This is a genomic window from Kribbella sindirgiensis (assembly GCF_004331435.1).
GTDB lineage: Bacteria > Actinomycetota > Actinomycetes > Propionibacteriales > Kribbellaceae > Kribbella > Kribbella sindirgiensis.
In genome coordinates this window covers 534,659-560,269 of the sequence record NZ_SJKA01000004.1, presented here as the reverse complement: position 1 = coordinate 560,269, position 25,611 = coordinate 534,659, and the positions used below count along the sequence as shown (strand labels likewise).

The following is a 25,611-nucleotide window of genomic DNA, read 5'->3' as shown; positions in this document are numbered from 1 at the left end:
AGATTCGGCTACCGTGCGCGAGCGTAACTCGCAAGTTGACGCCCGTCGGCGCCGAAGAACTGGAGCGTGTCGGCGCTGATCGCGATCCGCTTCGCGTCACGCAGTACGCCGGTGTGCGGCACGTTCTCGCAGCCGACCATGTGCTGCCCCCCGGAAGTCGCGCTGAAGGCGCCGCGCTGACCGATGGTGTACGTGCCGCCGATCCCGTTGCATCCGTCGGAGCCCTTCCAGGTGCCGTCCGGCTTGAACACCAGCACCGGGTCGTCCGGCCGGGCCTTCTTGAGCGACTGGACGCCGACCATCTGCACGGGACGCCAGGTGCCGGCCACGGTCTTGTTCGAGAACACCTGTGGTGTCGACGCGGCCGAGGCAGGAGCCTGCTCGGCGGCGACCGGCGGTTGCATCGGCTGGTTCCGCGTCCCCGCCAGCCCGAACCCGGCGACGGCGACCGCGGCCACCGCGACGGCGGCAGCGCCGGAGACGATCCAGGTACGCCGCTGGGCGCGACGGGCGCCCGTGGTGGCGCGCTCGGTCAGGTCCGCGGCCTGCGGCACCGAGGCCGCGGCGCGTTCGAAGGTACCTCGCAGGTCATCCTCGAGATCGGTGTTGCTCACGACAACCTCTCATCGACACGGTTGGATTCGCCGGCCCCTGAATAGGCCGGCCGCCGCCGGAGCGAGGCGAGTGCCCTGCTCGCGGTCGCGCGCACGGTGGACGGTTTGATGCCGAGCACCTCGGCGATCGTCTGGTCGTCCAGGTCCTGGTAGTAGCGCAGGACCAGAACGACCCGTTCCCGGGCGGACAGCGTCGCCAGCGCACGCCACAGATCGTCGGAGTTGGCGACATGCGTGGCGTGGTCGGGCACGGTGCGCTGCGGGTCGAGGTCGGCCGTCGGCGCCTCCGTGAACGAGCGCCGACGCGTCATCGACAGGTACTCGTTCACCAGGATCCGCCGGACGTAGTGATGCGGATCGTCCGCGTTGCGCACCTTCCGCCAGGAGCGGAAGGCCTGCATCAGCGCGATCTGCGCCAGGTCCTCCGCCCGCTGGTAGTCGCCGGAGACCGTGAACCCGAGCCGCACCAGTTCCTGTCCACGGGCGGACACGTACTCCTCGAAATCCACTCGCCACTCCCTGGCTGGGCGTACAACTCCTCACACCTATTAGACGCATCGAGCCGCCCACGTGCTGCAACCGTTCGCACACAGTTCGATCACTAGTTGTCCAGCAGGAACTCCCGTACCGCCGCCTTCCCGCGGGGGTCTCGTTGCACGCTGTGACCGCTTCCGGGGACGACGACCAGCTCGGCGTCCCGGGCGTGTGCTTTCTCCCATTTGGCCCAGTCGAGCGGGCAGAACAGGTCGTTGGTGCCGTGCAGGATCAGCGTGCGCGGCGTCAGTTCCTGTGCGGCCGGGTACGTCGACACGCGGTCGGCCGGCCAGCGCAGACAGCCTTGGATCATCAGCTGGTCGCGTGCGGTCGCCACGTCGTACGGGTACAGCTCCTTCGGGTCCAGGCGCCGTACCGCTTCGTCGAGCGCGGTCTTGCGGTCGGGTTTGCCGGACCAGGCGAAACGGAGGTCGGAGCAGAGGGTGGCCATGTGGAGCCCTGCAGACAGCGTGTCGTAGGAAAGCCCTTTGCTGGTGGTTCGCTCGAGCAGCTCCTTCAGACCGCTGTGGTCGCCGCTGCGTGCGGAGTTCAGGATGGCTGGGATGCCTCTGAGGGACGGGTTGACCGAGTTGAGGCTCGCGACTGCCAACGACTCCATCAGGTCGGTACCGCTGACGACGTGCTGCACGAGCCACGCCACATCCGCCACCGGATCCGTCGCACACGCGGGATCCTGGCGGCACGCCTCCTTGAGTACCCCGGCGCTCGCGGCCATCAGATCCACACCCATCGGGTCGAATCCCTTGTGCGGTACGACGGAGTCCAGCACGAGCGCCTGCACCTGGCCCGGGTACTTCAGCCCGTACTGCGCCGCGGTGAAGCTGCCGTACGACGTTCCGTCGATCGTCAGCCGATCGACCTTGAGGTACTGGCGCAGCTGCTCGATGTCGTCGACGGTGTCAGGAGTCCCGTAGTACCCAGCGCCGGACCCGATGTGCTGCGCGCAGTCGTCGACAGCCGTGGCGGGTGGGGTCAGGAAGTCCGAACCGCCCACAGTCTCTTGCAGAGCAGGGCAATTGATGCCGTCAGGACCTGTGCCGCGCTGGTCGAACATGACGAGGCGGTACTCACGCAGCACATCAGGGTGCAGGTTGCGCCGCAAGTTGGGGAGGAGCGGTACGCCGGGCTGGCCGGGACCCCCGGTGAGTAGCAGGAGGACGCCGCGGGGCGCGTCGACGTTGTCGGCGGCGATGACGGCGAGGTCGAGCGAGGGGCCGTCCGGGCGTTTCCGGTCGAGCGGGACGTGCAGCGTCGTGCAGGTGAAGCCCGGCGTACAGGGCTTGTTCTCGGCTGCCTTCTCGGCGGGTGAAGTCGAGCAGGCGGTGCAGGCAAGGACGAGCGCGCACAGCAGCCGGATCATTCGCATGAGCACCCTCCCTCACTGGAGGGTGCGGCACACGCGGCAGCCGCCGCAACCTGCCTCGCGGGTCGACCTCGAAAGGGACCCGCAAGGCAGGCGCGGGTAGACCCCACCTCGGACGGCTTCGGGGTGCACGTCCGGCGCAGGGTCAGCGCAGGCCGAGTGACTTCGTCAGCTCGGCGGTCACCTGGCGCGGCGCCGGCAGTGTGCCGGGCTTGCCCTGACCTTCCAGCGAGGTCGCCACCAGGCGGTGGCAGCCGAAGGACTCGGCGGTGAACGACAGGACACCGCGGTCGTTGTCGGTGAACCGCAGCACGTACGTGGGTCCGAGCTCCTTGGTGCACATACTCGGCTTCTTCGCGACGGGTTTCGCCGCGTTGACCAGGGCGAACAGGTCGGTCGCCTGCTTGCCCATGCGCTTGGTGGTGATCGTCGCGTAGTCCTGCCCGGTCGCCTGTGCGTCGTACTGGCAGATCGTCACGCTGACGGGGTTGAACTTCGAGGTGGCCGCGCCCTGGCCCCACACCGCCTTGTCGGTGGCGGCGCGGACGGCCGTGATGGTCTCGGGGCAGTCCGTGCTCGGCGTACCGCTGGGGCTGGCTGACGGGGTGGGCGACGGCATGGTCACCGTTTGGGTGGGCTGGGCGGCGGGCGGGGACGAGCCGTCCTCGGTGCCGCAGGCGGCGGCAACTCCGAGCACAGCCACGACAAACGTCGCACCGATCAGGCCCCGTGTCCGTTGTGCACTCACGACTCGGTCCTTCCGGGTTGGCAAGGTCCACCATCATGGTGGAAAGGGGTCACACCGCGCGTGCCGGAACATCACGGCGGCGCGTCTTTCCGGTCACGCCGCGGGATCGAGCCGTAACCGTGGCTCACCTGTAACGTGCGCGCACTGGTCGCCCTCGTGCCTCCGTGCGGCCGCCGCTGGACAGGCGATCCCGGAGAACCCCGCTGACTCGGTAATCTGGAGGCATGACGAGCCCGTACGAAGACGACGAGCCGCTGCTGCCGGAACAGACCCGGGACGACGACCCGCGGACCTGGGGTGACAACGACTTCGGCAGCGACGACGACGAGCGCATCCTGAACGAGGTCCCCCCGCACCACGGATGACCGCGTCGCCTCGCGCCGGACGGCATCGAGGTGCTGGCGCCGGATCGGCCGCAGCGAGCCAGTGCATGGGACGTCGAGGTCGCGGCACTGGGTGAACAGCTGGCGAAACGTTCCGGGCCGGTAAGAATCGTTGGAGCCTCCAATGGATGTACCGTCGCGGTCCTGCTGGCGTTGGTTCCGGAGCTGGTCGATCGCGGGTGCCCGCCGGCGGCCGCCGACGAACTGCTCGCGGGCGGCATCCTGCGTGGTGTGACGGACGAACAGGTGACGTCGCTGACACGAATTCGGGTGGCGGTGCTGCCGTCGGTACCGGAGAATCCATCGCATCAGTGGAAGACGGTCGATGCCTTGCTGCGGTCGATCCGGGGGAGTTGTGAGCTGGCCGGGTGTCCCGAACCGCCGACGCCCGCCTTCCGTACCAAGAGCGACCCGCCGTACCTGGATCAGCTGCTGCGAACGATCGTGGGGTTCGTCAACTGAGGGGATGAGCGTGGAACTTCGGGGGTTCGACGAGGGGTACGGCGTGCAGGTCGCGGGCTGGGCCGAGAACGCCAAGGAGGTGGCTTTGCTGTCCGGGCGGGTGGCCTACCCGTTCCCGGAGGAACTGCGGACGAGCTGGCGGAAGGTCGACTCGGGCATCCACTCCTATCTGCTGTTCGACGGCGATCGGCCGGTCGGGTACGGCGAGGTCTGGCTCGACGACGAGGAGGACGAGGTCGAACTCGCCCGGATCATCGTGGACCCGAAGGTCCGTGGTCGTGGGGTCGGCGGCGAACTCGTGCGGGCACTACTCGGCCCCGCTCTGGACGCCGGGTACTCGGAGGTGTTCGTCAGGGTCCGCCCGGAGAACGCTCCGGCGATCCGGGCCTATCACGGCAGTGGCTTCGTCGATGTCCCCGCCGCCTTGATGGAGGAGTGGAACGACGGCCAGCCGGTCCCGTACCGCTGGATGCGGTACGCCGGTGAGCAGGTGGACGCCGGCGAGCTCAGGGGCTGAGGTTGTACGCCCACCTGCCGGCGCGTTACGCCTGACGGCTGCGGAGCAGGTCGCGGATCTCGGTCAGCAGCTCCTGGTCGGTGGTCAGCGGGTCCGGCTCGGGCTCCTGGCCGCGCTTGCGGCGCTCGGCCAGCTTGTTCAGCGGCATCACGATGAAGAAGTAGATGGCAGCGGCCACGAACAGGAAGTTCAGAGCCGCGTCCAGGATCAGACCGATCGAGAACTTCGCCTCGTTGATGTCGAAGGTCCAGACGCCGGTGAGGTCCGTCTTGCCGAAGATCGCCGCGATCAGCGGGTTGATCAGCCCGTCGACGACCGCGCCGATGATCTTGGTGAACGCTGCGCCGATGACGACGGCGACCGCGAGGTCGACGACGTTGCCGCGCATGATGAATTCCTTGAAGCCCTTGAGCATGTGGTGCCTCCACGAAGCGGGTGGTTGTACCCGGACAACGTAGGGCTGCACCCTCCTCAGGGCGAGGGACCGCGCCGGAGCGCAACACATCGTGCCGACACAATCCCAAAGAGTGATCAGCCCGTGTCCGGCGTCAGTGCCACGGTGATCCGTGAGTTCGCACTGGCCTGGGCCAGTCGGGTGGCAACCTCCGGCGTGGTGGCGACCACGATCAGTGCGCCGGACGTGGCCGATCGAGGCGTGGGCAGGGCGACCACGGGCACGGCGCGGGCGAGCTGACTTGCGGCGCCGGCGGTCGTGCTGTCGGCGGCGTACAGATTGATGCGGTCGCCGACTCGGAGCAGCGCGGTGATGTCGGCGTCGTCGACGCGGAACGGGTAGGCGAGCGAGCCTGGCGGCACGGCGGGTGGCGCCAGGAATCTGGCATCGGTGAGTGGTTCGCCGGCTCTGACCGGTCCGCTGAGCAGCCTGCTCGTCAGTTCGCTGCCGGGTCTGAGCGCACCGGCGGGCACCGAGCCGGGTGGCAGATCGACGGTCCGCAGATCGTCGCGCGTCGGTGCGACGCCGCCGGTGAGGTCGCGCGCGGCGGCCAGCACCGCGACCGTCGGTGGCGGTGCGGGGGAGAGGGCGAGAAGTCCGAAGTACACGGCGGCCGCGGCGGCGACGCCGGCCAGGAGCCGACGGTGCCACCGGGCGGCCCGGAGCAGGTCACGAAGCAGGGAAGGGATTTTCATGCCGGAGAAGATACGAGTTTCGCCGGCGACCGCCCTTCAGTTATCCACAGGGTGCGCGGTCAGGCCGCGCTGGTGCCCGAGGACGAGCTGCTCGAGGACGAACCCGAAGCGGAGGAAGTCGACGAAGACGAGGTCGAGGACGACCCGGAGGAGCCGTTGGACGACGACCCGTTGGACGACGACCCGGAGGACGAGGACGACGCCTCGGACTTCGCCGGCACCGAGCTCTTGCCGGACGACCGGCTGTCGGTCCGGTAGAAGCCGGAACCCTTGAACACGACGCCCACGGCGTTGAAGACCTTGCGCAGGTTCCCCTGGCAGTTCGGGCACACGGTCAGAGCATCGTCCGTGAAGCTCTGGCGCACCTCGAGCGCTTCACCACAGTCGGTGCACTGGTACTGGTACGTCGGCACGGTCGGTTCCCTTCAAGCCGCTGGCACTCCTACTACCCGACTGCTAATAATGCGCCAGCGGACCGAAGTATTCCAAACCCGGTCTCACGTACCTCAACTCTGCGTCCCTGTCCAGCCGACGCAGAGCAACGCAAAGTTGTGAGGGACCCCATTTGGGGTGGGCGGGGGGATTCTCTACGGTTGGTCCGTGCCACGCCTGCTTCGAGTCGTCGTCATCAGCGGAATCGCGCTCGCCACGGTCCTCCTGGTGATCGCCGGTACCGTCGTCTTCGTCGTCCGCCACTCGTTCCCGACGTACGACGGAACGATCGAGCTGAACGGCCTGGACGCCGACGTCAGCGTGGTCCGGGACGCGAACGGAATCCCGCAGATCTACGCCGACACCCCGGCCGACCTGTTCGCGGCGCAGGGCTACGTGCACGCGCAGGACCGGTTCTTCGAGATGGACTTCCGCCGGCACGTCACGGCCGGCCGGCTGAGCGAGCTGTTCGGCAAGACCGCGCTCGAGACCGACAAGTTCGTCCGGACGCTCGGCTGGCGGCGGGTGGCGGAGAAGGAGTTGCCGCTGCTCAGCCCGACCACCCGGCAGTACCTAGACGACTACGCCCGCGGCGTCAACGCATACCTCTCCAAGCACAGCGGCTCCGGACTCAGCCTGGAGTACGGCGTCCTGTCGCTGCAGCCCGGCGGCCCGAAGAACTACACGCCGGAGCCGTGGACCGCGGCCGACTCGTTGTCCTGGCTGAAGGCGATGGCGTGGGACCTGGGCGGCAACCTGGACGAAGAGGTCACCCGGACGAAGCTGCTGGCCGCGATGCCGGCCCGCAACGTCGAGAGCCTCTACCCGCAGTACCCGTACGACCGGAACCAGCCGATCATGGCCGCCGGCTCGATCGGCAAGGACGGCAAGTTCACCACCGCTCCGGTCAGCAACGAGGTCCGGCGGAGCATGCTCACCCAGGACCTGCTCAAGTCGCTGGACTCGGTGCAGAATGTCGCCAAGGGCCTGCCCGAGCTGCTCGGGCAGGGCGACGGCGTCGGGTCGAACTCCTGGGTGGTTTCGGGTGACCACACCACCACCGGCAAGCCGTTGCTGGCCAACGACCCGCACCTGGGCGCGACCATGCCGGGGATCTGGACGCAGGTCGGCCTGCACTGCAACAACGTCGGCAAGGCGTGCCCGTTCGACGTGTCCGGCTTCAGCTTCTCGGGCCTGCCCGGTGTGGTGATCGGCCACAACAACGCGATCTCCTGGGGCTTCACCAACCTCGACCCGGACGTCCAGGACCTGTACCTGGAGCGGATCGAGGGCAACAACGTCCTCTACAACAACAAGTGGCGCGCGATGGCCACCCGCGAGGAGACGTTCAAGGTGGCCGGCCAGGACGAGCCGGTGAAGATCACCGTCCGCGAGACCCGGCACGGTCCGCTCCTCTCGGACGTCGACGAGGACGAACGCAAGGTGGGTGAGTCGGCGGCGGCGCAGGCGAAGTACCCGACGGCGTACGGCGTCGCGCTGCAGTGGACCGCGCTGAACCCGGGCCGGACCGCTGACGCGCTGTTCGCGATCAACACCGCGCAGAACTGGACCCAGTTCCGCGTCGCCGCCGAGCACTTCCAGGCGCCCTCGCAGAACCTGGTGTACGCCGACACCGACGGCCACATCGGCTACCAGGCGCCCGGGCTGATCCCGATCCGCACCACCGGCCGGGGCGACTGGCCGGTCCCGGGCTGGGATCCGAAGTACGCCTGGAAGGGGTACGTCCCGTTCGACGCGCTGCCGAGTGAGTTCGACCCGCCGAGCGGCATCATCGTGACCGCGAACCAGGCCGTCGTACCGAACACGTACACGTACTACCTGACCAACTCCTGGGACTACGGCTACCGCTCGCAGCAGATCCTCGACCGGATCAAGCAGGCGGGGAAGCTGGACGCGAACGCGATGGCGTCGATCCAGCTGGACACCAAGAGCAAGGCCGCCGAGATGCTGGTGCCGTACCTGCTGCGGATCAGCATCGACGACGCGTTCGACAAGCAGGGCCAGGACGCTCTGCGGAACTGGGACTTCACCCAGCCGCCGGACTCGGCGGCCGCGGCGTACTTCAACGTGGTCTGGCGCAACCTGCTCGCGCTGACCTTCCACGACCAGCTCCCCGAAGGCACCTGGCCGGACGGCGGTTCCCGCTGGTTCGAGGTGATCCACACGCTGATCGGGCAGCAGAACAGCGGCTGGTGGGACAACATCGGTACGCCGCAGCGGGAGAGCCGGGACGACATCCTCCGCGAGGCCCTGATCAACGCGCGGACCGAGATCACCCAGAAGATGGCCCGGGAGCCGTCCAACTGGCAGTGGGGCCGGCTGCACAAGCTGACGCTGACCAACCAGACGCTGGGCAAGTCCGGGATCGGAGCGGTCGAGAAGATCTTCAACCGCGGCCCGTACGAGCTGGGCGGCGGTACGTCGATCGTCGACGCCACCGGCTGGGACGCCGCGGAGGGGTACGAGGTGACCGCGACCCCGTCGATGCGGATGGTCGTGGACCTGTCGGACTTCGACAAGTCCCGCTGGGTCAACCTGACCGGTGTGTCCGGCCACGCGTTCTCGTCGAACTACACCGACCAGACCGAGCTGTGGGTCAAGGGCGAAACACTGCAGTGGGCCTACACCAAGGGCGCGGTGGAGGCCACCCGCAAACATTCCCTGACGTTCACCAAGCCGGACCGCTAACAGCCGCCTGCGAACGGCATGTCCCGCCACTGGGCGGCGAACATGCGGATGCCGTCGGCCAGGGCCGGGAACTGCGGGACCAGCGGTGTGCAGACCAGGACCTGTAGTGCGCGAGCCAGGTCCATCACCTGCTGGATCTGCGGGTCCAGCGTCGGAAGACCGCGAGAGCGCGCGCCCTCGTCGTACGCCTGGCACAGGTCAGGGCCGAAGCCTGCGAGGTCCCACTCGAGCGGGCCGATCGTCACGTCCTCGAAGTCGGCCCACAGCGGCCCGTCGACGGTAGTGATCAGGTTCCACGACGGTGCGTCGCCATGCAGCGGCTGCACGGTCGCGGACGGGAAGACCGCCTCGAACCCGGCCCTGCTGGTCAGAATCGGCTCCAGCACCTTCCACTCGGCTCTTGCCCGGTCCACGTCCTCCTGCTCGAGCAGACCCGGCACTGCCTCGGCTGCCGCCAGGCCCGGGCCGATCAGCCGCAGAGGAGTCATCCAGGGCAGCTCTCCCGGGTACTTCACGAGCTGGGCGTGTAGCTCGGGCACGCGGGCGGTTGCCCCGACGTAGTCCGGTTCAGCTGCCTGGTCCACCTCGACGTACGTCCAGAAGGTCATGGACAGTCCGTCCTGCTCCGCGGGCGCCAGCGGGACCAGTGGGCTCGGCGGCACCACGGGGAGTCCCTGCTCCGCCATCCAGACCACCACGTCCAGCTCGCGCTGCTGGCGTCGTACGGCGGGCTCTGGTTCCTGTAAGGCGCCTGGGAGGTTCATCGGTACCCGGGCGACCACTGGTGAGGGCAACAGGTGCACGACCGTCGAGAACGCCTCGTAGAGGACACTCGGGTCGGTGACCGTGAGGCCGAGGTTGCGTGCGGCTGTGGCTGCGGCTTGGACCGCGGTCTCAGTCATCCCCCGATCCTCGCAGTGTGATCAAGCGATTTGGCGTCAGCGCCGCATCCACCGGCTTGTCGTGGGGGTCGGACGGCAGAGCGTCGACGATCTCCGTGTCGTACACAGCGGCCCAGACCGGCGTACCAGGGCGGACCCGGGCGAGCGCACGGTCGTACGAGCCGCCCCCGCGGCCGAGGCGTACGCCGTCGTGGGTAACAGCGACGGCCGGGCAGATGACCAGATCGGCGGTGGCGATCGCGTCGGAGCCCAGGTCGGTCGGCGGCTCGGACAGACCGAGCCGACCGGGCACCAGGTCCGCCGCGCCGGGCGCGACACCCCAGCCCAGGTCGTTGTCGGCGTACAGGATCGGCAACAGCACCTCTCGGTGTGTCGCGAGCAGCCAGTCGATCAGCGCACCGGTCTGCGGCTCAGGTCCCATGGACACGTAGAGAGCGACTCGGTACACCTCGGGCAGCACCTGTTGGGCGCTCGCCAGCAGTCCCTCCGCGTGCGGCCGCAGCCCGCGCGCTCCCAGGAAGTGCTGCCGCGCCGCGGCCTTCGTCTGGAACACACCTCGATCGTATGAGCGTGACGCGCGCAACACTGGGATTACCTGCCGTCCCCTAGGGTTGGTGCATGGGTGAGGTGGGTCTCAGACAAGCGCAGGAGAAGATGCGCGCGGCCGGTGCTGCCGACGTCGCGATACGCGTCTTCACGCACTACTACCGGCTGCTCGAGTCCGGGCAACAGGGAAAGATCCGCGAGGACGACATCGAGCCGGTGGGCGACCTGCCGCACCTGGAGCACCTGGACACCGACCCGGAGGCTCTTCGCGCCGCGCTCGCCGAGACGGTCGTCATCAAGCTGAACGGCGGCCTCGGTACGTCGATGGGCGTCACCGGCCCGAAGTCCGCGCTGCCGGTCAAGGACGGACTGAGCTTCCTGGACATCATCGCCCGCCAGATCCTGAGCACCCGGCGCGCGTACGACGTACCGCTGCCGCTGGTGCTGATGAACTCGTTCCGCACCAGGACCGAGTCGCTGCAGATCCTCAGCGAGTACGACGGACTCGCGGTGGACGGCCTGCCGCTCGACTTCCTGCAGAACATGGAGCCGAAGCTGCTCGCCGACGACCTGACGCCGGCCGAGTGGGAGCCGGACCCGGAGCTCGCCTGGTGCCCGCCCGGCCACGGCGACCTGTTCACCGCGCTGGTTGCCTCGGGCACCCTCGACGCACTGCGGGAGCACGGTTTCCGGCACGCGTTCATCTCCAACGCGGACAACCTCGGCGCCACCGCGGACCCGCGGATCGCGGCCTGGATGGCGGAGCACGACGTACCGTTCGGGATGGAGGTCTGCCGGCGGACCCGGTCCGACCGCAAGGGCGGGCACGTCGCGGTGCGGAAGCCCGACGGGCGGCTGATCCTGCGGGACAGCGCGCAGGTGGCCGACGAGGACACGCAGTACTTCCAGGACGTCACCCGGCACCGGATGTTCAACACGAACAACCTGTGGATCGACCTGGACCGGCTCGCCGAGCTGATGGACGGGCACGACGGGATCCTCGGGCTGCCGATCCTGGTGAACCGCAAGACCGTCGACCCGGCCGACCCGACCTCGCCGAAGGTGATCCAGCTGGAGACCGGGATGGGTACCGCGATCGAGACCTTCGACGGGTCCCAGGCGGTGATCGTGGACCGCAGCCGGTTCAAGCCGGTGAAGACGACGAACGACCTGCTGGTGCTGCGCTCGGACGTGTACGAGCTCGACGAGACCGGCGATCTGACCACCACCCACGAGGGCGACGAGCCGTACGTCGACCTGGACCCGGAGTACTTCAAGATCCTCGCCGACTTCGACGCCCGGTTCCCGGCCGGGTCGCCGTCGCTGGTCCGGGCCGACCGGCTCGAGGTCCGCGGCGACGTTGCCTTCGGCAAGGATGTCGTGGTGATCGGGGACGTCGAGGTGACCGCGCCGGACGGTGAGCGGCGCGTGGTCCCGGACGGGACCGAGCTGCGTTGAGCGTGGGCGACCTGCTCGTCCGGCCGTTGGAGCCCTACGACACCGACGAGGCCGCCGCGGTGTGGTGGCGCTCACGGCATACCGAGGACTCCCAGCTGCCGCCCGCGATCCACACCGCGGAGCAGGTCGCCTCCTGGTTCGCCGACGTACTGCTCCCGGACGCGCAGACCTGGGTCGCCCTCGACGACGGCCGGATCGTCGCGGTCCTCACCCTCGACGGTGACGACCTCGACCAGTTGTACGTCGCTCCGGACGCGGCCGGCCAGGGCATCGGCTCCGCCCTCGTCGACCTCGCCAAGGATCTTCGCCCCGGCGGTCTGGCGTTGTGGACCTTCCAGACCAACACGCGCGCGCAGGCCTTCTACCTGCGGCACGACTTCCACGAGGTACGCCGTACCGACGGCTCGGCGAACGAGGAACGCGCCCCGGACGTCCGCATGGTCTGGGGCAATCACCCGGAATCGGACCCCACCTAGACCCCAACCGGACTTCTTCACGCACCCTCCCGGAACTTGGCGTTGAAACCCCCGACCGGTGGATTAGGGTCGAGCTCGTGAGACGGAGTGTGGATGAGCATCTAGAGGTCGTACTCGGACGGGTGGCGGCCCTGCCGGCGTTCGACCAGCCGTTGATGGACGCGGTCGGGCTGGTGCTCTGCGAGGACATCGTCTCGGGGGTGAGCCTGCCGGGGTTCGACAACTCCGCCATGGACGGGTACGCCGTTCAGGCGGGCGATCTGGCCGGCGCTTCGGACGAGAACCCGATCAGCCTGCCGGTGGTCGGGGAGTTCCGGGCCGGGCGCAGTGAGCCGATCGTGGTGACCCCTGGGACCTGTGTGCGGATCATGACCGGTGCGCCGATGCCGCGTGGGGCGGACAGTGTCGTGCCGGTCGAGTGGACCGACGGTGGGACGGTCAACGTACGGATCACCCAACAGCCGCCGCTCGGCGGCTCGGTGCGGCGGGCGGGCGAGGACGTGACGGCCGGAGCACAGGTGCTCGAGCGTGACACCGTCCTCGGTCCGCGGCAGATCGCCGTACTCGCCGCGGTCGGGAGGGCGCGGGTCAAGGCGCGTCCGCGACCACGGGTCGTGGTGATCTCGACCGGGGCCGAGCTGCGGGAGCCGGGGAGCCGGCTGGGCGAGGGGCAGATCTACGACTCGAACAGCTACACCCTGGCGGCGTGCGCGCGGGACGCCGGGGCGGTGGTGTATCGCGTCGGGATTGTCGACGACGACCCCAAACGGATCATGGACACCCTGTCCGACCAGTTGGTGCGTGCCGACCTGGTCATCACTACCGGCGGTGTCAGCATGGGTGCGTACGACATCGTGAAGGAGGAACTCTCCAAGCTCGGCACGGTGGACTTCCCGCAGGTCGCGATGCAGCCGGGCAAGCCACAGGGGTTCGGCGTGATCGGTGAGGACGAGGTCCCGATCTTCACGCTGCCCGGCAACCCGGTGTCGGCGTACATCTCCTTCGAGGTCTTCGTACGGCCGGCGCTGCGCAAGATGATGGGGCAGATGCCGTACCGGCGGGCCCTGGTGCCCGGCGTGACGCTCGACGGGTTCAGCTCGCCCGCGGGGAAGCGGCAGTTCGTCCGCGCTGCGGCCACGTCCGGCGACCAGGGCTGGATGGCCAGTACAGTCGGCGGGCACGGCTCGCACCTGCTCGGCGGGTTGAGCCGGGCGAACGCACTGATCGTGGTACCCGAGGACGTCACCTCGGTCCGCGCCGGCGATCAGGTCGAGCTGATGTTGCTGGATGAGGAGACCGGATGACGCAAGACCCGGGGGCGACGACCGCCGGTACGCCGGGAGCCGGCGGGCTGACGCACGTCGACGAGACCGGGGCCGCGCGGATGGTGGACGTGTCCGCGAAGGACACCACGGTCCGGCGAGCCGTTGCCAGCGGCAAGGTTCTGGTCTCGGCCGAGGTGGTGGCGGCGTTGCGCGGTGACGGCGTACCGAAGGGGGACGCGCTCGGCGTCGCCCGGATCGCCGGGATCATGGGCGCGAAGCGGACACCGGACCTGGTTCCGCTGTGCCATCCGATCGCGATCACCGGCGCCAAGGTGGACCTCGAGGTCGCGGACGACGCCGTACTGATCCAGGCGCAGGTGAAGACCACCGACCGGACCGGTGTCGAGATGGAGGCCCTGACCGCGGTCGCAGTCGCCGGTCTGGCCGTGATCGACATGGTGAAGGCGCTGGATCCGGCCGCGGTGCTGACCGACGTACGGGTGGAGCTGAAAGAGGGCGGTAAGACCGGGCACTGGGAGCGGCCGTGAGAGCTCTCGTCGTCAGCGTCTCGAACCGTGCGGCCGCCGGCGTCTACACCGACACCACAGGTCCGCTGATCGCGTCGCGCCTGGCCGAATGGGGATTCGAGGTGTCCGGTCCGCAGGTCGTGCCGGACGGTGACCCGGTCGGCGCCGCGTTGGAGGCGGCGATCGACGCGTCGTACGACGTGGTCCTGACGACCGGCGGGACCGGCCTGTCGCCGACCGACGAGACGCCCGAGCAGACCGACAGCCTGATCGAGAGACCCGCGCCGGGAATCGCCGAAGCCATCCGGGCGTACGGCCTGGCGAAAGGCGTGCCGACAGCCGCGCTGTCCCGCGGGGTGGCCGGTGTCGCGGGCCGGACGCTCATCGTCAACCTGCCCGGTTCGCGCGGCGGCGTGAAGGACGGACTCGACGTTCTCGAACCGATCCTGCGGCATGCGGTCGACCAGCTGCACGGGGGCGATCACGTGCGGACGGACGTCGACTGATGGCGGTCGTCCAATGGCCTGTGGAGCTGAAGCACGGGCAGGTCGGACTGCGGCCGCTGCGGGCCGGCGACGGAAGCGAGTGGGCCGCCGCGCGCCAGCGGAACGTCAGTTGGCTGCGACCTTGGGACGCGACCCAGCCACCCGGTGCGGACGACGGCGCGCGGACGTTCCGCGCGATGGCACGCGACTGGAACCGGCAGGCGCGCTACGGGCGGATGCTGCCGTTCGTCATCACGTACGGCGGTGCGGCCGGCGCCGGCGCACGCTCGAAGTGGCCGCTGGTCGGGCAGCTCACCGTGTCCGGAATCACCTACGGATCGGCGCGCTGGGCGAACCTCGGCTACTGGGTCGATGAGCAGTACGCCGGTCGCGGCATCGTGCCCACGGCCGTCGCGATGGCCGCCGACCACTGCTGGTTCACCCTTGGCCTGCACAGGATCGAAGTGGCGATCCGCCCGGAGAACAAGGCAAGTCTGCGCGTCGTCGAGAAGCTCGGCTTCCGGTTCGAAGGCGAACGGCCGCGGTTCCTGCACATCGACGGCGACTGGCGCGACCACCGGATCTTCGCGCTCAACGTCGAAGAGGTCGGACCCGGTCTCGTAGCGCGACTGAGCTGACTACGGTGCGTGCTATTCACATCAGTCACACGAGTCTTCTTGCGACACACCGTCCCACGTACCTCATCTGGCCCTATCCGCACCTTAGCGTCGTCGCATGGGGACGACAGGGCTGATCTATGTGGCGATCGTCGCCGCGTGGGCCGCCTACCTCGTCCCGATGTGGCTGAAGCGGGGCGAAGAAGCGCGGCGCCGTCCGGTCGTGCCGTCGTCCGACGAGGCGCGCGTGCTGTCCCGCGACCCGTCGCGGACGCGGTACGTCGTACGTCCGGCCGGGACCACCGTCGCCGACGACTCGTCGCCACCCAAGCGGTACGTTCCCAACCGAGCCCGCCGGGTGGCCGCCATGCGCCGTCGGCGGGTGCTGTCGATCCTGACCCTTTCGCTGCTGTCCGTCGTGGCGCTCGCCGGTCTGGCGATGCTGCCGTGGTGGACGGTCGCGATCCCCGGCACGTTGATCGCCGGCTTCGTCGTCCTCACCCGGGTGCAACTGCGCCGGCAGGCCCGCACGCGGATGCAGACCGCCGCCGAACGTCGTGCCCGCGCCCAGGCCCGCCACGACCGCGGCCCGGCCGGCAAGCCCGGGCCGTCGCCCGACGAGGAGATGACCATCGAGGTCAAGCTCCCCGCCGAGCCTGCCCCGAAGCCCGCCGCGGCGAAGGCCGACAAGCCGGCCGCCGACGGCCTGTGGGACCCGGTGCCGGTCACGCTGCCGACGTACGTCATGAAGGAGAAGGCGCCCGACCGCACGGTCCGGACGATCTCCCTCACCGACGACGAAGTCTTCTCCAGCGCCCGCACGACGGACCCGTCCGAGAAGCCCGCCCCCACCGAAGCACCGGCCCCCCAGCCGGCCGAAGAGGTCGAGGTGAAGCGCGCCGTCGGCGACTGATAACCGGTTTTAGTCTGCGGGCCCGTCCGTGTTAGAGTTTCGCGGTCGCCAGGGAAACCAGACGACCAGCTTTGGGGCTGTGGCGCAGTTGGTAGCGCGCTTCGTTCGCAACGAAGAGGCCAGGGGTTCGAATCCCCTCAGCTCCACGAAGCCGATGGGCGAGGTGTGTCGCGCAGAACCTGCGCTGACCGCCTCGCCTTCGTCATTTGTGCGGCTGCGCTTCGCTTGCCGCGCGGCGGGGGCTCCGCCACCCGCACCCCCTTGCGCCTTCGCTTCGCTCGGCTCCGGTGGCTGGGTTTGGTGGTCAGCTTGGCTGCGGTGGCTGGGTTTGATGGTCAGCTTGGCTGCGGTGGCTGGGTTTGATGGTCAGCTTGGCTGCGGGGGGTGGGTTTGGCGGTCAGTTCGGCTCCCGTGGCTGGGTTGGCGGTTGGCTCGGCTGTGGGGTTGGGGTTTGCTGTGGTTGCTGCTCTTAGGTTGTTAGGGCTGCTTCGGGGGTGGGGCGGTTGTGGCGTCCGCCGGTTCGCTTGGTGATGGCTGAGGGGATGGCGGTCTTCGACCGGTAGAACTTGAGGGGACTGGAGCTGACCGCCTCCTTGTAGGCGATCGCGGCCCGGCCCTTGAGATACCAGCGGCTGGGGGTGTCGTCGGGGTTGGTGAACTGGATGACGGCATCCTTGCGACCCAACGACACCGGCTGATGGATGTACCCGAAGCGGAACGGACGGGGGTCCTTGCCGCGCAGGATCCGGGCGATCGACTCGGCCGTGTGCGCGCCCGTGGGGATGCCGCTCTGGCAGGTCCCGTGGATGGTCCCGTAGGCCTGGCGGATCGCCGCCGCATCGCCGACCGCGAACACCTCGGGATGCGAGACCGAGCGCAGGGCGGTGTCGACCGTGACCCGGCCGGCGTCGTCGACGGCGATCCCGGCTTCTGCGGCGAGGCGGGCATGGACGACTCCCGTCGTCCACAACGTCACGTCGGTCAGGATGCGTCCGCCGCCGTCGAGTTCGACTGCGCCCGGGAGGACCCGGGTCACCGTCACCCCGGTGCGGACTTCGACGCCGAGACGATCGAGTGTGTTCATCAGGTAGCTGCGCGCCTTCGAACCCATCATCGATCCCGGCTCGCCGCGGCTGAGCAGCACCACTTGCATGCGGGGGTACGCCTCGGCGGCCTCGGCGGCCGCTTCGATGCCGGTGAGGCCCGCGCCGCAGACAGCGAGGACGCCCTCGGCGTTGCTTCGCAGGGCCTGCGCGAGCGCCGGGTCGTCGATGGTGAAGGCGTGCTCGACACGCGGGGTCGTACTGCCGATCGCGTACACCAGATGGTCGTACGTGAGTTTCTGGCCGTCGTCGAGGACCACGCTCCGGCTGACGACGTCGATCCGGGCCGCGCGGCCCTGAACGAAGGCGGCGCCGGCCGGCGCGACCAGGTCGGGGATGCGGTGGACGGCGAGTTCCTGGCCGACCGCGACCTGGTGCTGACGGAGGCGCTCGTTGAAGACGTCGGTCGGGTTGACAAGTGTGACGTCGGTGTTCCTGGTGCGGCGCGCGATGCCGTGGGTGGCCATCATGCCGGTGTAGCCGGCGCCGAGGACGACGATGCGGTGCTTCATTTCCATGTCCGTTCGTTGATGGAGCTCAGGGGAGGAGAGATCAGGCCCGGATCGCCGCGATGCCTTCGCGGAACGTCGGCATCGACGGCATCCAGCCGAGTTCGGCCGCTGCCTTGGCGTTGGACAGGCGGTAGGAGCCGGTCATGACGGCGTGCAGGAGCGGGATCGGCCGGAGCACCCAGCCGGGCAGCGACTTCGGCGGCGGCGCGCCGAGATGCGCGGCGGCCGTGCGGAAGAAGTCGCGCCAGGGGGCGGGCTCGTTGTCGACGATGTTGTACGCCTCGCCCCCACGGCCGTGCTCGAGGGCGGCAACCGTCGCGGCGGCGGCATCCTCGACGTGGATGAAGGAGATCGGGCCGCCCTGCGGGACCGGTAGCTTCCCCTGCTTGAGCATTTCGATGGTGTGGTCACCTCGGGCACCGTAGAAGGCGCCGTACCGCAGGGCGACGCCGGCGATGCCCTCGGCATGGAACGTCTGCTGTTCCGTGGACCGCAACGCGGCGATGTGCTGGTCGAAACGCCCGTACCCGCCCTGCCCGAAGGTGTCCGTCTCGGTGTGGACGTGTTCCCCGAGATTGCCGTAGCCGTAGCCGAAAAGGTTCGACTGGGTGACGAAGCGCCGGGCGCCCAGGGCGCGGGCGGCGGCGAGGAGATTCGCGGTCCCCTCGGTGCGGAGGCGGTTGGTCGCCGCCAGGTCCCGGTGCCGCATCGGGGCCTTCTTCAGCGCAGTCAGCTGGTGGATGACGGCCCCGGCTGTCATGCCGCGGACGGCTGCCAGTAGACGGTCGCGATCCAGCGCGTCGCCGACCAGTTCGGCGGTGCCGGGTGGTGCGCCACCGCGGCACCGGGTGAGAGCCACGACCTCGTGCCCGGACTCGAGAAGCGCTCGGGTGAGCGGGGTTCCGACGGCGCCGGTTGCGCCGGCCAGGAGGATTCTCATGCGGCCTTCCTCCGCAGCAAGAGAACGACAGCCACGATCCCCAGCAGCGTGGTGGCGCCGAGCAGCGGCACGTCTGTGCCGTGCCCGCCGATGTGGCGGTCCGTGAAGTGCGACCAGGTGTGCAGGCCGCTGGCGACGACGAAGCCGGCCAGCGCCGCCCCCAGCGTGTTGTTCCAGAGCAGCGCGGTGATCAGGCCGATGCCGATGCCGATCTGGAAGGCACCCGCGTCGTGCGTCAGATGCTCGTTGTACGGCGCGTAGTTGACGTAGTCGATGAAGCTGACGGGCGCGAAGTACGCCCAGACGCCGAAGACCAGCACGCTGGCGGCGCACAGCAAGGTGATGACAGTGACCGGAAGCGACCTCAAGGTGACTCCTTAAAACAGCGGATGGCTGGTCCACTGTGGAGGCCCTGAAGATGCAGCGACAACGGCGATGTGCTCAACACATGTTCAGCACCACTGAAGACCCGCGTGCGGGCCGGTTCGGCATTCAGCGGGGGTCAAGGATTGTTTCGCAGGTCCGCACTACCCGGTCGGTCTGCGGGACTCCTCGGAGGCGGCGGGCCAGTCGTGGATCACCGGGCCGTGGGCCTCGGCGAGCCGGGCGAACTCGCGGACGAGTTCGGTTTCGCGGTCGGCCCGCCAGATCAGCGCCGACGCGACGGGCGGCCCGTTCTCGATCGGTACATAGGCGATCCCGGCATGCTGGTTGTACTGCGCGAACTGCGCGAGCAGCGGGCCGATGCCCTGGCCGGCCATGACCAGCGCGACGCCTGCCTGGAGGCTCTCGACGTGGTGCGTGCGCTCGATCGGCCGCCCGGACGGCGTCCGTGCCGGCACGAAGTAGTCGATCCAGTACGAGTCAGGGTCGCCTGAGCTGACGACGACCGGGTTGTCGGCGAGATCCTCCAGCGTTGCGTAACCCCGGAGTGCGATCGGGTGTCCCTCGGGTAGCGCCATCAGGAGGCGCTCGCGCAGGACCACCGGTCCGACGACGAGGCCGTCCTCACGGACGGGCAGCGGTACGGCGATGACGTCGGCTCGATCTTCTCGCAGCGGCCGTAGATGGTCGCCGATCTCGGCCTCCAGCACCACACGCACGGTGGTGCCGGACCGGCGCGCTTCGAAGAGTCGCGCGAGCTCGACCAGGTGCCGCCCGTTCGCCGTACCGAGGAAGCCCAGTCGCAGTTCGCCGTCCATCCCCTTGGCAGCCTGGATGGTTCGTTGGACGACCTTCTCGACCGCCTGGTGTGCAGGGGCGAGATCGCGCTGGAACTGCCGCCCCAGGTCGGTGAGAGTCACACCCCGGGTGTTCCGCTCGAACAGGGCCGCGCCGATCCGGCGCTCGACCTTCTGGACGAGTTGGGTGACGCGGGCCGGCGAGATCCGGAGGCGTTTGGCGGTGCGTCCGAAGTGCAGCTCTTCGCACAGGACGAGGAACGTCTCGATCTCCTGACGCTCCACAGCACCCTCACTCCAGTGTTCAACCACGGCGAACAATCGCTCAGCCTGCCTGAACACCGAGTATGAGCGATCACCGGATCAGGCGTCGAGTCGAGGTCCGGCGCTCAGCTGAGTGAGGTGGTCGCGGTTTTCAGATCTTCCAGCGCGACCAGAGTGTGCGGGGCCAGGCCTCCGTCGTCGTGTTCCAGGGCTGTCCAGGTGGCGTAGCCCTGTTTGAAGGCCAGGACTCCTAGCTCGGCCGCTAGGTGGGCGACGGGGTCTGGGACGCCTCTTGCTTTCAGGGCGTCCGTCATGGCTTTGGCCAGGCCTACGGTCTTCAGGGCGTCGCGTTCCTGGAGTTCTGTGCTGGCGGCTATGGCTGCTTTCAGCCGGGGGCCGAGTTCTCGGTTCAGGGGGCCCATGGTGTTCGAGGCGCGTTCCAGGCCGGCGGCTACTGCTTCCAGGGGTGTTGCTGAAGCGGGGGCCGTGGTGATGCCTTCGACGAGGAGGCGGCAGAGGGTTTCCTGGCCCGCTACCAGGAGTTCTCGTTTGTCGGGGAAGTGGCGGAAGAAGGTGCTCTTGGTGACGCCGGCGCGTTCGGCGATCTGGGCGACGGTCGTCGCGTCGTAGCCCTGGTCGGCGAAGAGGTCGACGGCGGCCAGGACCAGTCGATCGCGTGCGCCGGGTTCCCATCTAGCCATGGGAGCATTCTAGGTGATGGGACCTTTGTCCCGTCGGATGCTACTGTGATGGGACAAAGGTCCCATCACATTGGAGCGTCTCATGCAGGTCTTCATCACCGGCGGTACCGGGCTGATCGGGTCGGCCGTCGTTCGGGAGTTGCTCGACAACGGGCACTCCGTGCTCGCGCTCGCTCGTTCCGCGTCGTCTGAGGCGGCTCTTCGGGAGGCGGGTTCTGCAACCGTTCGCGGCGGTCTGGCCGATCTGGATGTGCTGCGTACGGGGGCATCCAAGTCCGATGGCGTGATTCACCTTGCCTTCAGCAACGACTTCAGCAGTCCGGAGGCGCTCGCGGCGGGGATTGCCGAGGAAGGTGCCGCGCTGCGGACCTTGGGTGACGAGTTGGTGGGCAGTGATCGCCCGCTCATTACGGTGTCGGGTACGCCGTGGGTCCCTGGCCGGGCGTCGACGGAGGCCGACCCGGTGCCGACCGACGGGCCGGTCGGCGGGCGCGGCCGTTCAGTCATGGCGACGCTGGAGTTGGCGTCGCGTGGTGTCCGGAGTGCGGCTGTGCGCATGCCGCGCACTGTTCACAATCAGGGCGACGGTGGATTTGCCGGCTTGCTCACGCAGATCGCGCGCCAGACCGGGGTGTCCGGCTATCCCGGTGACGGCACGCAGCGTTGGCCCGCCGTACATGCGCTCGACGCGGCTGTCCTGTTCCGGCTCGTGCTGGAGAACGCGCCGGCCGGAACCGCCTGGCATGCGGTGGATGACGAGGGTGACGCCGTACGCGACATCGCAGCGGTCATCGGCCGGCGTCTCGGCCTGCCGGTCAAGTCCGTCCCCGAGGCGACATACGGTCCCCTCGGCCCGATCTTCGCAGCCGACCAGCCCTCGTCCAGCACCCACACCCGCGAGACCCTCAACTGGCACCCCCGACACCCAACCCTGCTCGAGGACCTGGAGAACATCGACTAGTTGATGCGGTCGCCCCGGCACGAACCGGAGGTGAGGGTCGTCCTGACACTCCGGTGCGTGCGCGGCCGCGCCTCGACCTTGCGATAGTGAGGACTGGCAGGGGGGAGCGGCTTTGTGGTGTTGAGAGTTGATGCTGGTACGGCGCTGGTCCTGCGGGAGGCGTATCACAAGATGCAGGCGCTGCCGCGGGGCAATCACTACGCGCTCTACGACTACGTGCGCGGGGTGGTGGCGAAGGTGGCGCCGATGGACACGTTCTTCGTGGGGTTCCTGCAGGGATCGGATCGGGTGCGGTACCCGTACGGGTACGAGGACGGCAAGTACGACGACCCGTCGAGCCACACGTTCGGGCCGAGCGGGCCGACGGCGTGGTTGCTGAGGATGCGGCAGACGTACCGGTTCGGGTACGACAACGGCGCGACGCTCAATGCGGGGATCCCGTGCGGAGACGTGAACCGGCAGTCCGAGGACGGCGTGATCGTGCCGATGTTCCGGCGTACCAAAGACGGTCCCGAACACCTGTTCGGGATGATGGCGACGTACAGTTACACGCCCGGGGTGTACGACGACAACGCGGTCCGTGCGCTCGAGTGGCTCGCCGGTGCGCTCGCCCAGGTGCTGACGAGGGAGGTCGAGGACCGGGAGGCGCTCCGGCTCCTGCCGGCCGGCGACGATACGCCGAACCTGCTCACCTCCGATCACGTGATGGAGTACCTCTCCAACCGGATCGCGGTTCTGCGCGGACTCGCGGGCCAGGCGCTCGACGAACCGGCCGCCGCGGCGGAACCGTTGCACGGCTATCTCGACGGCATCATCCGGACCGCCGAGCAGACGCAGTCGGAGCTGATCGAGATGATGCTCGAGGCCGACGAAGGGCCGGAGCGACGGTTCCTGTCGCTGACCGAGGCGCAGCAGCGAGTCGCGCTGCTCCTGGTCCAGGGTCTCGACAACGAAGCCCTCGCGGCCGAACTCGGCGTACGCCTGCCGACGGTGAAGACGCACCTCGGAGTGATCCTGCGCAAGTACGGGATGGAGAGCCGGGTTCAGGTCGCCCAGGACGTACGGCGCTACTTGGCCCGCTGATGTCTCAGGTTGAGAATCGCGTCAGCTATTCTTGACTCATTCCAGAAAACGCGGAAGACTCTGGGGCGTGCCGACGGTGGAGGAGCTTCAGGGGTTGTTGCGTGGGGCTTCGCTGCGGGTGACTCGGCCGCGGGTGGCGGTGCTGGCCGCGGTGTACGGGCATCCGCATGCGGATACCGACTCGATTATCGGTGCCGTGCGCAACGAATTGCCCCAGGCGTCGCACCAGGCGGTGTACGACTCGCTGCACACCTTGACGGCGGCGGGCCTGCTGCGGCGGATCCAGCCGTTGGGGTCGGTCGCGCGGTACGAGTCGCGCGTCGGTGACAACCACCACCACGCTGTCTGCCGGTCGTGCGGCGCCATCGCCGACGTCGACTGTGCGGTCGGGCATGCGCCCTGCCTGACCGCGTCCGAGGACCACGGTTTCGTCATCGACGAGGCCGAGGTCATCTATTGGGGCCTGTGCGCGGACTGCGCACGACGTACCTGACTTCCTGTGAAAACGTCCAGTCTGGAAGGAATCTGATGTCCGAGAACCATGAGCCCCTGCCCGGCGAAGCCTCCGCGGAGAGCCGCGGCGAGGCCGAGACCGGTGGCTGCCCGGTGAACCACGGTCAGGGCGTGCACCCGACCAGCGGGAACGCCAACCGCGAATGGTGGCCGAACCAGCTGAACCTGAAGATCCTGGCCAAGAACCCGGCCGTCGCGAACCCGCTCGGCGAGGAGTTCGACTACGCCGCGGAGTTCCAGACCCTGGACCTGGCCGCCGTGAAGGCGGACATCGCCGAGGTCCTGACCACCTCGCAGGACTGGTGGCCGGCCGACTTCGGGAACTACGGCCCGCTGATGATCCGGATGGCCTGGCACAGCGCCGGCACGTACCGGATCCACGACGGCCGCGGTGGCGCGGGTGCCGGGCAGCAGCGGTTCGCGCCGCTGAACAGCTGGCCGGACAACGGCAACCTGGACAAGGCCCGCCGGCTGCTGTGGCCGGTGAAGAAGAAGTACGGCCAGAAGATCTCCTGGGCCGACCTGATGATCCTCACCGGCAACGTCGCGCTGGAGACCATGGGCTTCAAGACCTTCGGGTTCGCCGGTGGCCGCGAGGACGTGTGGGAGCCCGAGACCGACGTGTACTGGGGCCCGGAGACCACCTGGCTGGACGACAAGCGCTACTCCGGTGAGCGCGACCTCGAGCGCCCGCTCGGTGCGGTCCAGATGGGCCTCATCTACGTGAACCCGGAAGGCCCGAACGGCAACCCGGACCCGATCGCGGCGGCCCGCGACATCCGCGAGACGTTCGGCCGGATGGCGATGAACGACGAGGAGACCGTCGCGCTGATCGCCGGCGGCCACACGTTCGGCAAGACCCACGGCGCGGGCCCGGCGGAGAACGTCGGCGCCGAGCCGGAGGCCGCGTCGATCGAGCAGCAGGGCCTGGGCTGGAAGAGCACGTACAACACCGGCAAGGGCAAGGACGCGATCACCAGCGGCCTCGAGGTCACCTGGACCACGAAGCCGACGCAGTGGTCGAGCGACTTCTTCGACATCCTGTTCGGCTACGAGTGGGAGCTGTCGCAGAGCCCGGCCGGCGCGAACCAGTGGGTCGCGAAGGACGCCGAGGCGATCATCCCGGACGCGTACGACGGCCCGAAGAAGCTGCCGACGATGCTGACCACCGACCTGTCGCTGCGCTTCGACCCGATCTACGAGCCGATCTCGCGCCGCTTCAAGGAGGACCCGGACGCGTTCGCGGACGCCTTCGCCCGCGCCTGGTACAAGCTGACCCACCGCGACATGGGCCCGCGCGTCCGGTACCTCGGCTCCGAGGTACCGAGCGAGGTGCTGATCTGGCAGGACCCGCTGCCGGAGGCTTCCGGCGAGCCGCTCACCGACGGCGACGTGACCGCGCTGAAGGCCGCGATTGCGGCGTCCGGTCTCTCGGTGGCGCAGCTGGTCTCGACCGCGTGGGCGTCGGCGTCGACGTTCCGTGGCAGTGACAAGCGCGGCGGCGCCAACGGTGCCCGGATCCGCCTGCAGCCGCAGAGCGGCTGGGAGGTCAACAACCCCGACGAGCTCGCGCAGGTACTGCGGACGCTCGAGGGCATCCAGCAGTCGTTCGCGAAGCCCGTCTCGCTGGCCGACGTGATCGTCCTCGCCGGCGGTGTCGGTGTGGAGATCGCCGCCAAGAACGCCGGGTACGACGTCGTCGTACCGTTCACGCCCGGCCGGGTGGACGCCTCGGCGGAGCAGACCGACTCCGACTCGTTCGCAGCGCTCGAGCCGGTCGCGGACGGGTTCCGCAACTACTACGGCAAGGGCAACCGGCTCCCGGCCGAGTACCTGCTGCTCGACCGCGCGAACCTGCTCAAGCTGAGCGCCCCGGAGCTGACGGTCCTGGTCGGCGGCCTCCGCGTCCTCGGCGCGAACTACGACGGTTCGAAGCACGGCGTGCTCACCGACAACCCCGGCACGCTCACGAACGACTTCTTCGTGAACCTGCTCGACCTCGGCACCGAGTGGCACGCCACGGACGAGAGCCAGGAGACGTTCGAGGCCACCGTCGACGGCAAGGTCAAGTGGACCGGCACTCGCGCCGACCTGGTCTTCGGCTCGAACTCCGAACTCCGCGCCCTCGCCGAGGTCTACGCCAGCGACGACGCCCAGCAGAAGTTCGTCAACGAGTTCGTCGCCGCCTGGCACAAGGTCATGGAACTCGACCGCTTCGACCTCCACCGCTGA

The 25,611-nt window shown here is 68.8% G+C and carries 29 protein-coding genes and 1 tRNA gene; 16 read left to right on the top strand and 14 right to left on the bottom strand.

Annotated features, from left to right (window positions below; genetic code table 11):
- Positions 1 to 8 precede the first annotated feature (8 nt).
- From E0H50_RS14470 to E0H50_RS14455, 4 genes are all read right to left on the bottom strand, one after another.
- Positions 9 to 614, bottom strand: coding sequence for an META domain-containing protein (locus E0H50_RS14470; protein ID WP_131288230.1), 606 nt, complete (start codon positions 612 to 614; stop codon positions 9 to 11).
- On the bottom strand, positions 611 to 1,123 hold the full coding sequence (locus E0H50_RS14465) for a SigE family RNA polymerase sigma factor (protein ID WP_131288227.1): 513 nt from the start codon (positions 1,121 to 1,123) through the stop codon (positions 611 to 613). Before E0H50_RS14465 ends, E0H50_RS14470 begins: the two co-directional genes overlap by 4 nt.
- Before the next feature lie 92 nt (positions 1,124 to 1,215).
- Complete coding sequence (locus E0H50_RS14460; RefSeq protein ID WP_131288225.1) at positions 1,216 to 2,535, bottom strand: alpha/beta hydrolase; 1,320 nt, start codon at positions 2,533 to 2,535, stop codon at positions 1,216 to 1,218.
- 142 nt (positions 2,536 to 2,677) lie between these two features.
- Positions 2,678 to 3,280 (bottom strand): hypothetical protein, encoded by a 603-nt coding sequence (locus tag E0H50_RS14455; RefSeq protein WP_238150969.1) that lies wholly within the window; start codon positions 3,278 to 3,280, stop codon positions 2,678 to 2,680.
- 224 nt (positions 3,281 to 3,504) lie between these two features.
- Between E0H50_RS14455 and E0H50_RS42915 the strand changes: the two genes are divergently transcribed.
- From E0H50_RS42915 to E0H50_RS14445, 3 genes are read left to right on the top strand one after another with little or no spacing between them, the layout of a single operon-like run.
- Positions 3,505 to 3,645 carry a hypothetical protein gene (locus tag E0H50_RS42915; RefSeq protein WP_165546350.1) on the top strand — a complete coding sequence of 47 codons (141 nt, stop codon included), beginning with the start codon at positions 3,505 to 3,507 and terminating at the stop codon, positions 3,643 to 3,645.
- A gap of 30 nt (positions 3,646 to 3,675) precedes the next feature.
- Complete coding sequence (locus tag E0H50_RS14450; protein ID WP_131288221.1) at positions 3,676 to 4,125, top strand: alpha/beta hydrolase; 450 nt, start codon at positions 3,676 to 3,678, stop codon at positions 4,123 to 4,125.
- A gap of 4 nt (positions 4,126 to 4,129) precedes the next feature.
- Positions 4,130 to 4,642, top strand: a complete 513-nt coding sequence (locus E0H50_RS14445) for a GNAT family N-acetyltransferase (protein WP_238150968.1) — start codon at positions 4,130 to 4,132, stop codon at positions 4,640 to 4,642.
- Between the two features lie 25 nt (positions 4,643 to 4,667).
- Here E0H50_RS14445 and mscL read toward each other — a convergent pair whose 3' ends face one another.
- The 3 genes from mscL to E0H50_RS14430 form a co-directional block, all read right to left on the bottom strand.
- Complete coding sequence (mscL, locus tag E0H50_RS14440) at positions 4,668 to 5,057, bottom strand: large conductance mechanosensitive channel protein MscL (RefSeq protein WP_131288219.1); 390 nt, start codon at positions 5,055 to 5,057, stop codon at positions 4,668 to 4,670.
- Between the two features lie 116 nt (positions 5,058 to 5,173).
- On the bottom strand, positions 5,174 to 5,791 hold the full coding sequence (locus tag E0H50_RS14435; protein WP_238150967.1) for an SAF domain-containing protein: 618 nt from the start codon (positions 5,789 to 5,791) through the stop codon (positions 5,174 to 5,176).
- A 59-nt stretch (positions 5,792 to 5,850) separates the two neighbouring features.
- Positions 5,851 to 6,204: an FmdB family zinc ribbon protein gene (locus E0H50_RS14430; protein ID WP_131288216.1), complete on the bottom strand. Its 354-nt coding sequence runs from the start codon at positions 6,202 to 6,204 to the stop codon at positions 5,851 to 5,853.
- Between the two features lie 187 nt (positions 6,205 to 6,391).
- Between E0H50_RS14430 and E0H50_RS14425 the strand changes: the two genes are divergently transcribed.
- Complete coding sequence (locus tag E0H50_RS14425; RefSeq protein ID WP_131288213.1) at positions 6,392 to 8,932, top strand: penicillin acylase family protein; 2,541 nt, start codon at positions 6,392 to 6,394, stop codon at positions 8,930 to 8,932.
- On the opposite strand, the gene E0H50_RS14420 is transcribed toward E0H50_RS14425, so the two are convergent.
- Positions 8,929 to 9,834, bottom strand: a complete 906-nt coding sequence (locus E0H50_RS14420; protein ID WP_131288210.1) for a phosphotransferase — start codon at positions 9,832 to 9,834, stop codon at positions 8,929 to 8,931. The two genes, E0H50_RS14425 and E0H50_RS14420, sit on opposite strands and share 4 nt — an antisense overlap.
- The gene (locus E0H50_RS14415) at positions 9,827 to 10,387 is read right to left on the bottom strand and encodes a 5-formyltetrahydrofolate cyclo-ligase (protein WP_131288208.1); all 561 of its coding nucleotides are present in this window, start codon (positions 10,385 to 10,387) and stop codon (positions 9,827 to 9,829) included. The genes E0H50_RS14420 and E0H50_RS14415 overlap by 8 nt, the downstream gene beginning before the upstream one ends.
- A 65-nt stretch (positions 10,388 to 10,452) precedes the next feature.
- On the opposite strand from E0H50_RS14415, the gene E0H50_RS14410 reads away from it, so the two are divergent.
- The 8 genes from E0H50_RS14410 to E0H50_RS14375 all read left to right on the top strand — a co-directional run bounded on the left by E0H50_RS14410 (position 10,453) and on the right by E0H50_RS14375 (position 16,267).
- Positions 10,453 to 11,838: a UTP--glucose-1-phosphate uridylyltransferase gene (locus E0H50_RS14410; protein WP_165547128.1), complete on the top strand. Its 1,386-nt coding sequence runs from the start codon at positions 10,453 to 10,455 to the stop codon at positions 11,836 to 11,838.
- A gap of 2 nt (positions 11,839 to 11,840) precedes the next feature.
- A complete protein-coding gene (locus E0H50_RS14405; protein ID WP_131288205.1) occupies positions 11,841 to 12,314 on the top strand; it encodes a GNAT family N-acetyltransferase in 474 nt (157 codons plus the stop codon).
- A 77-nt stretch (positions 12,315 to 12,391) separates the two neighbouring features.
- Positions 12,392 to 13,618 (top strand): molybdotransferase-like divisome protein Glp, encoded by a 1,227-nt coding sequence (glp, locus tag E0H50_RS14400; protein ID WP_131288203.1) that lies wholly within the window; start codon positions 12,392 to 12,394, stop codon positions 13,616 to 13,618.
- Positions 13,615 to 14,127 carry a cyclic pyranopterin monophosphate synthase MoaC gene (gene moaC, locus E0H50_RS14395; protein ID WP_131288200.1) on the top strand — a complete coding sequence of 171 codons (513 nt, stop codon included), beginning with the start codon at positions 13,615 to 13,617 and terminating at the stop codon, positions 14,125 to 14,127. The genes glp and moaC overlap by 4 nt, the downstream gene beginning before the upstream one ends.
- Positions 14,124 to 14,612, top strand: a complete 489-nt coding sequence (locus E0H50_RS14390) for a MogA/MoaB family molybdenum cofactor biosynthesis protein (RefSeq protein ID WP_131288197.1) — start codon at positions 14,124 to 14,126, stop codon at positions 14,610 to 14,612. Before moaC ends, E0H50_RS14390 begins: the two co-directional genes overlap by 4 nt.
- The gene (locus E0H50_RS14385) at positions 14,612 to 15,229 is read left to right on the top strand and encodes a GNAT family N-acetyltransferase (RefSeq protein WP_131288194.1); all 618 of its coding nucleotides are present in this window, start codon (positions 14,612 to 14,614) and stop codon (positions 15,227 to 15,229) included. Before E0H50_RS14390 ends, E0H50_RS14385 begins: the two co-directional genes overlap by 1 nt.
- A gap of 97 nt (positions 15,230 to 15,326) precedes the next feature.
- On the top strand, positions 15,327 to 16,121 hold the full coding sequence (gene sepX / locus E0H50_RS14380; protein ID WP_131288191.1) for a divisome protein SepX/GlpR: 795 nt from the start codon (positions 15,327 to 15,329) through the stop codon (positions 16,119 to 16,121).
- Positions 16,122 to 16,194: 73 nt separating this feature from the next.
- Positions 16,195 to 16,267: transfer RNA gene (locus tag E0H50_RS14375), tRNA-Ala, on the top strand.
- Positions 16,268 to 16,590: 323 nt separating this feature from the next.
- Here the strand turns inward: E0H50_RS14375 and E0H50_RS14370 are convergent.
- The 5 genes from E0H50_RS14370 to E0H50_RS14350 form a co-directional block, all read right to left on the bottom strand.
- On the bottom strand, positions 16,591 to 17,736 hold the full coding sequence (locus E0H50_RS14370; protein ID WP_202868133.1) for an NAD(P)/FAD-dependent oxidoreductase: 1,146 nt from the start codon (positions 17,734 to 17,736) through the stop codon (positions 16,591 to 16,593).
- 40 nt (positions 17,737 to 17,776) lie between these two features.
- The gene (locus E0H50_RS14365; protein ID WP_131288186.1) at positions 17,777 to 18,676 is read right to left on the bottom strand and encodes an NAD-dependent epimerase/dehydratase family protein; all 900 of its coding nucleotides are present in this window, start codon (positions 18,674 to 18,676) and stop codon (positions 17,777 to 17,779) included.
- Positions 18,673 to 19,044, bottom strand: coding sequence for a hypothetical protein (locus E0H50_RS14360; RefSeq protein ID WP_131288183.1), 372 nt, complete (start codon positions 19,042 to 19,044; stop codon positions 18,673 to 18,675). The genes E0H50_RS14365 and E0H50_RS14360 overlap by 4 nt, the downstream gene beginning before the upstream one ends.
- 159 nt (positions 19,045 to 19,203) lie before the next feature.
- On the bottom strand, positions 19,204 to 20,142 hold the full coding sequence (locus tag E0H50_RS14355; protein WP_165547127.1) for a LysR family transcriptional regulator: 939 nt from the start codon (positions 20,140 to 20,142) through the stop codon (positions 19,204 to 19,206).
- Between the two features lie 104 nt (positions 20,143 to 20,246).
- Positions 20,247 to 20,822 carry a TetR/AcrR family transcriptional regulator gene (locus E0H50_RS14350; RefSeq protein WP_131288176.1) on the bottom strand — a complete coding sequence of 192 codons (576 nt, stop codon included), beginning with the start codon at positions 20,820 to 20,822 and terminating at the stop codon, positions 20,247 to 20,249.
- Positions 20,823 to 20,904: 82 nt separating this feature from the next.
- Between E0H50_RS14350 and E0H50_RS14345 the strand changes: the two genes are divergently transcribed.
- From E0H50_RS14345 to katG, 4 genes are all read left to right on the top strand, one after another.
- The gene (locus E0H50_RS14345) at positions 20,905 to 21,783 is read left to right on the top strand and encodes an SDR family oxidoreductase (RefSeq protein WP_131288173.1); all 879 of its coding nucleotides are present in this window, start codon (positions 20,905 to 20,907) and stop codon (positions 21,781 to 21,783) included.
- Between the two features lie 114 nt (positions 21,784 to 21,897).
- Complete coding sequence (locus E0H50_RS14340; protein ID WP_238150966.1) at positions 21,898 to 22,866, top strand: LuxR C-terminal-related transcriptional regulator; 969 nt, start codon at positions 21,898 to 21,900, stop codon at positions 22,864 to 22,866.
- A gap of 67 nt (positions 22,867 to 22,933) precedes the next feature.
- Positions 22,934 to 23,359, top strand: a complete 426-nt coding sequence (locus E0H50_RS14335; protein ID WP_131288170.1) for a Fur family transcriptional regulator — start codon at positions 22,934 to 22,936, stop codon at positions 23,357 to 23,359.
- 35 nt (positions 23,360 to 23,394) lie between these two features.
- Entirely contained in the window at positions 23,395 to 25,611 is a 2,217-nt protein-coding gene (gene katG, locus E0H50_RS14330; protein WP_131288167.1) for a catalase/peroxidase HPI, read from the top strand.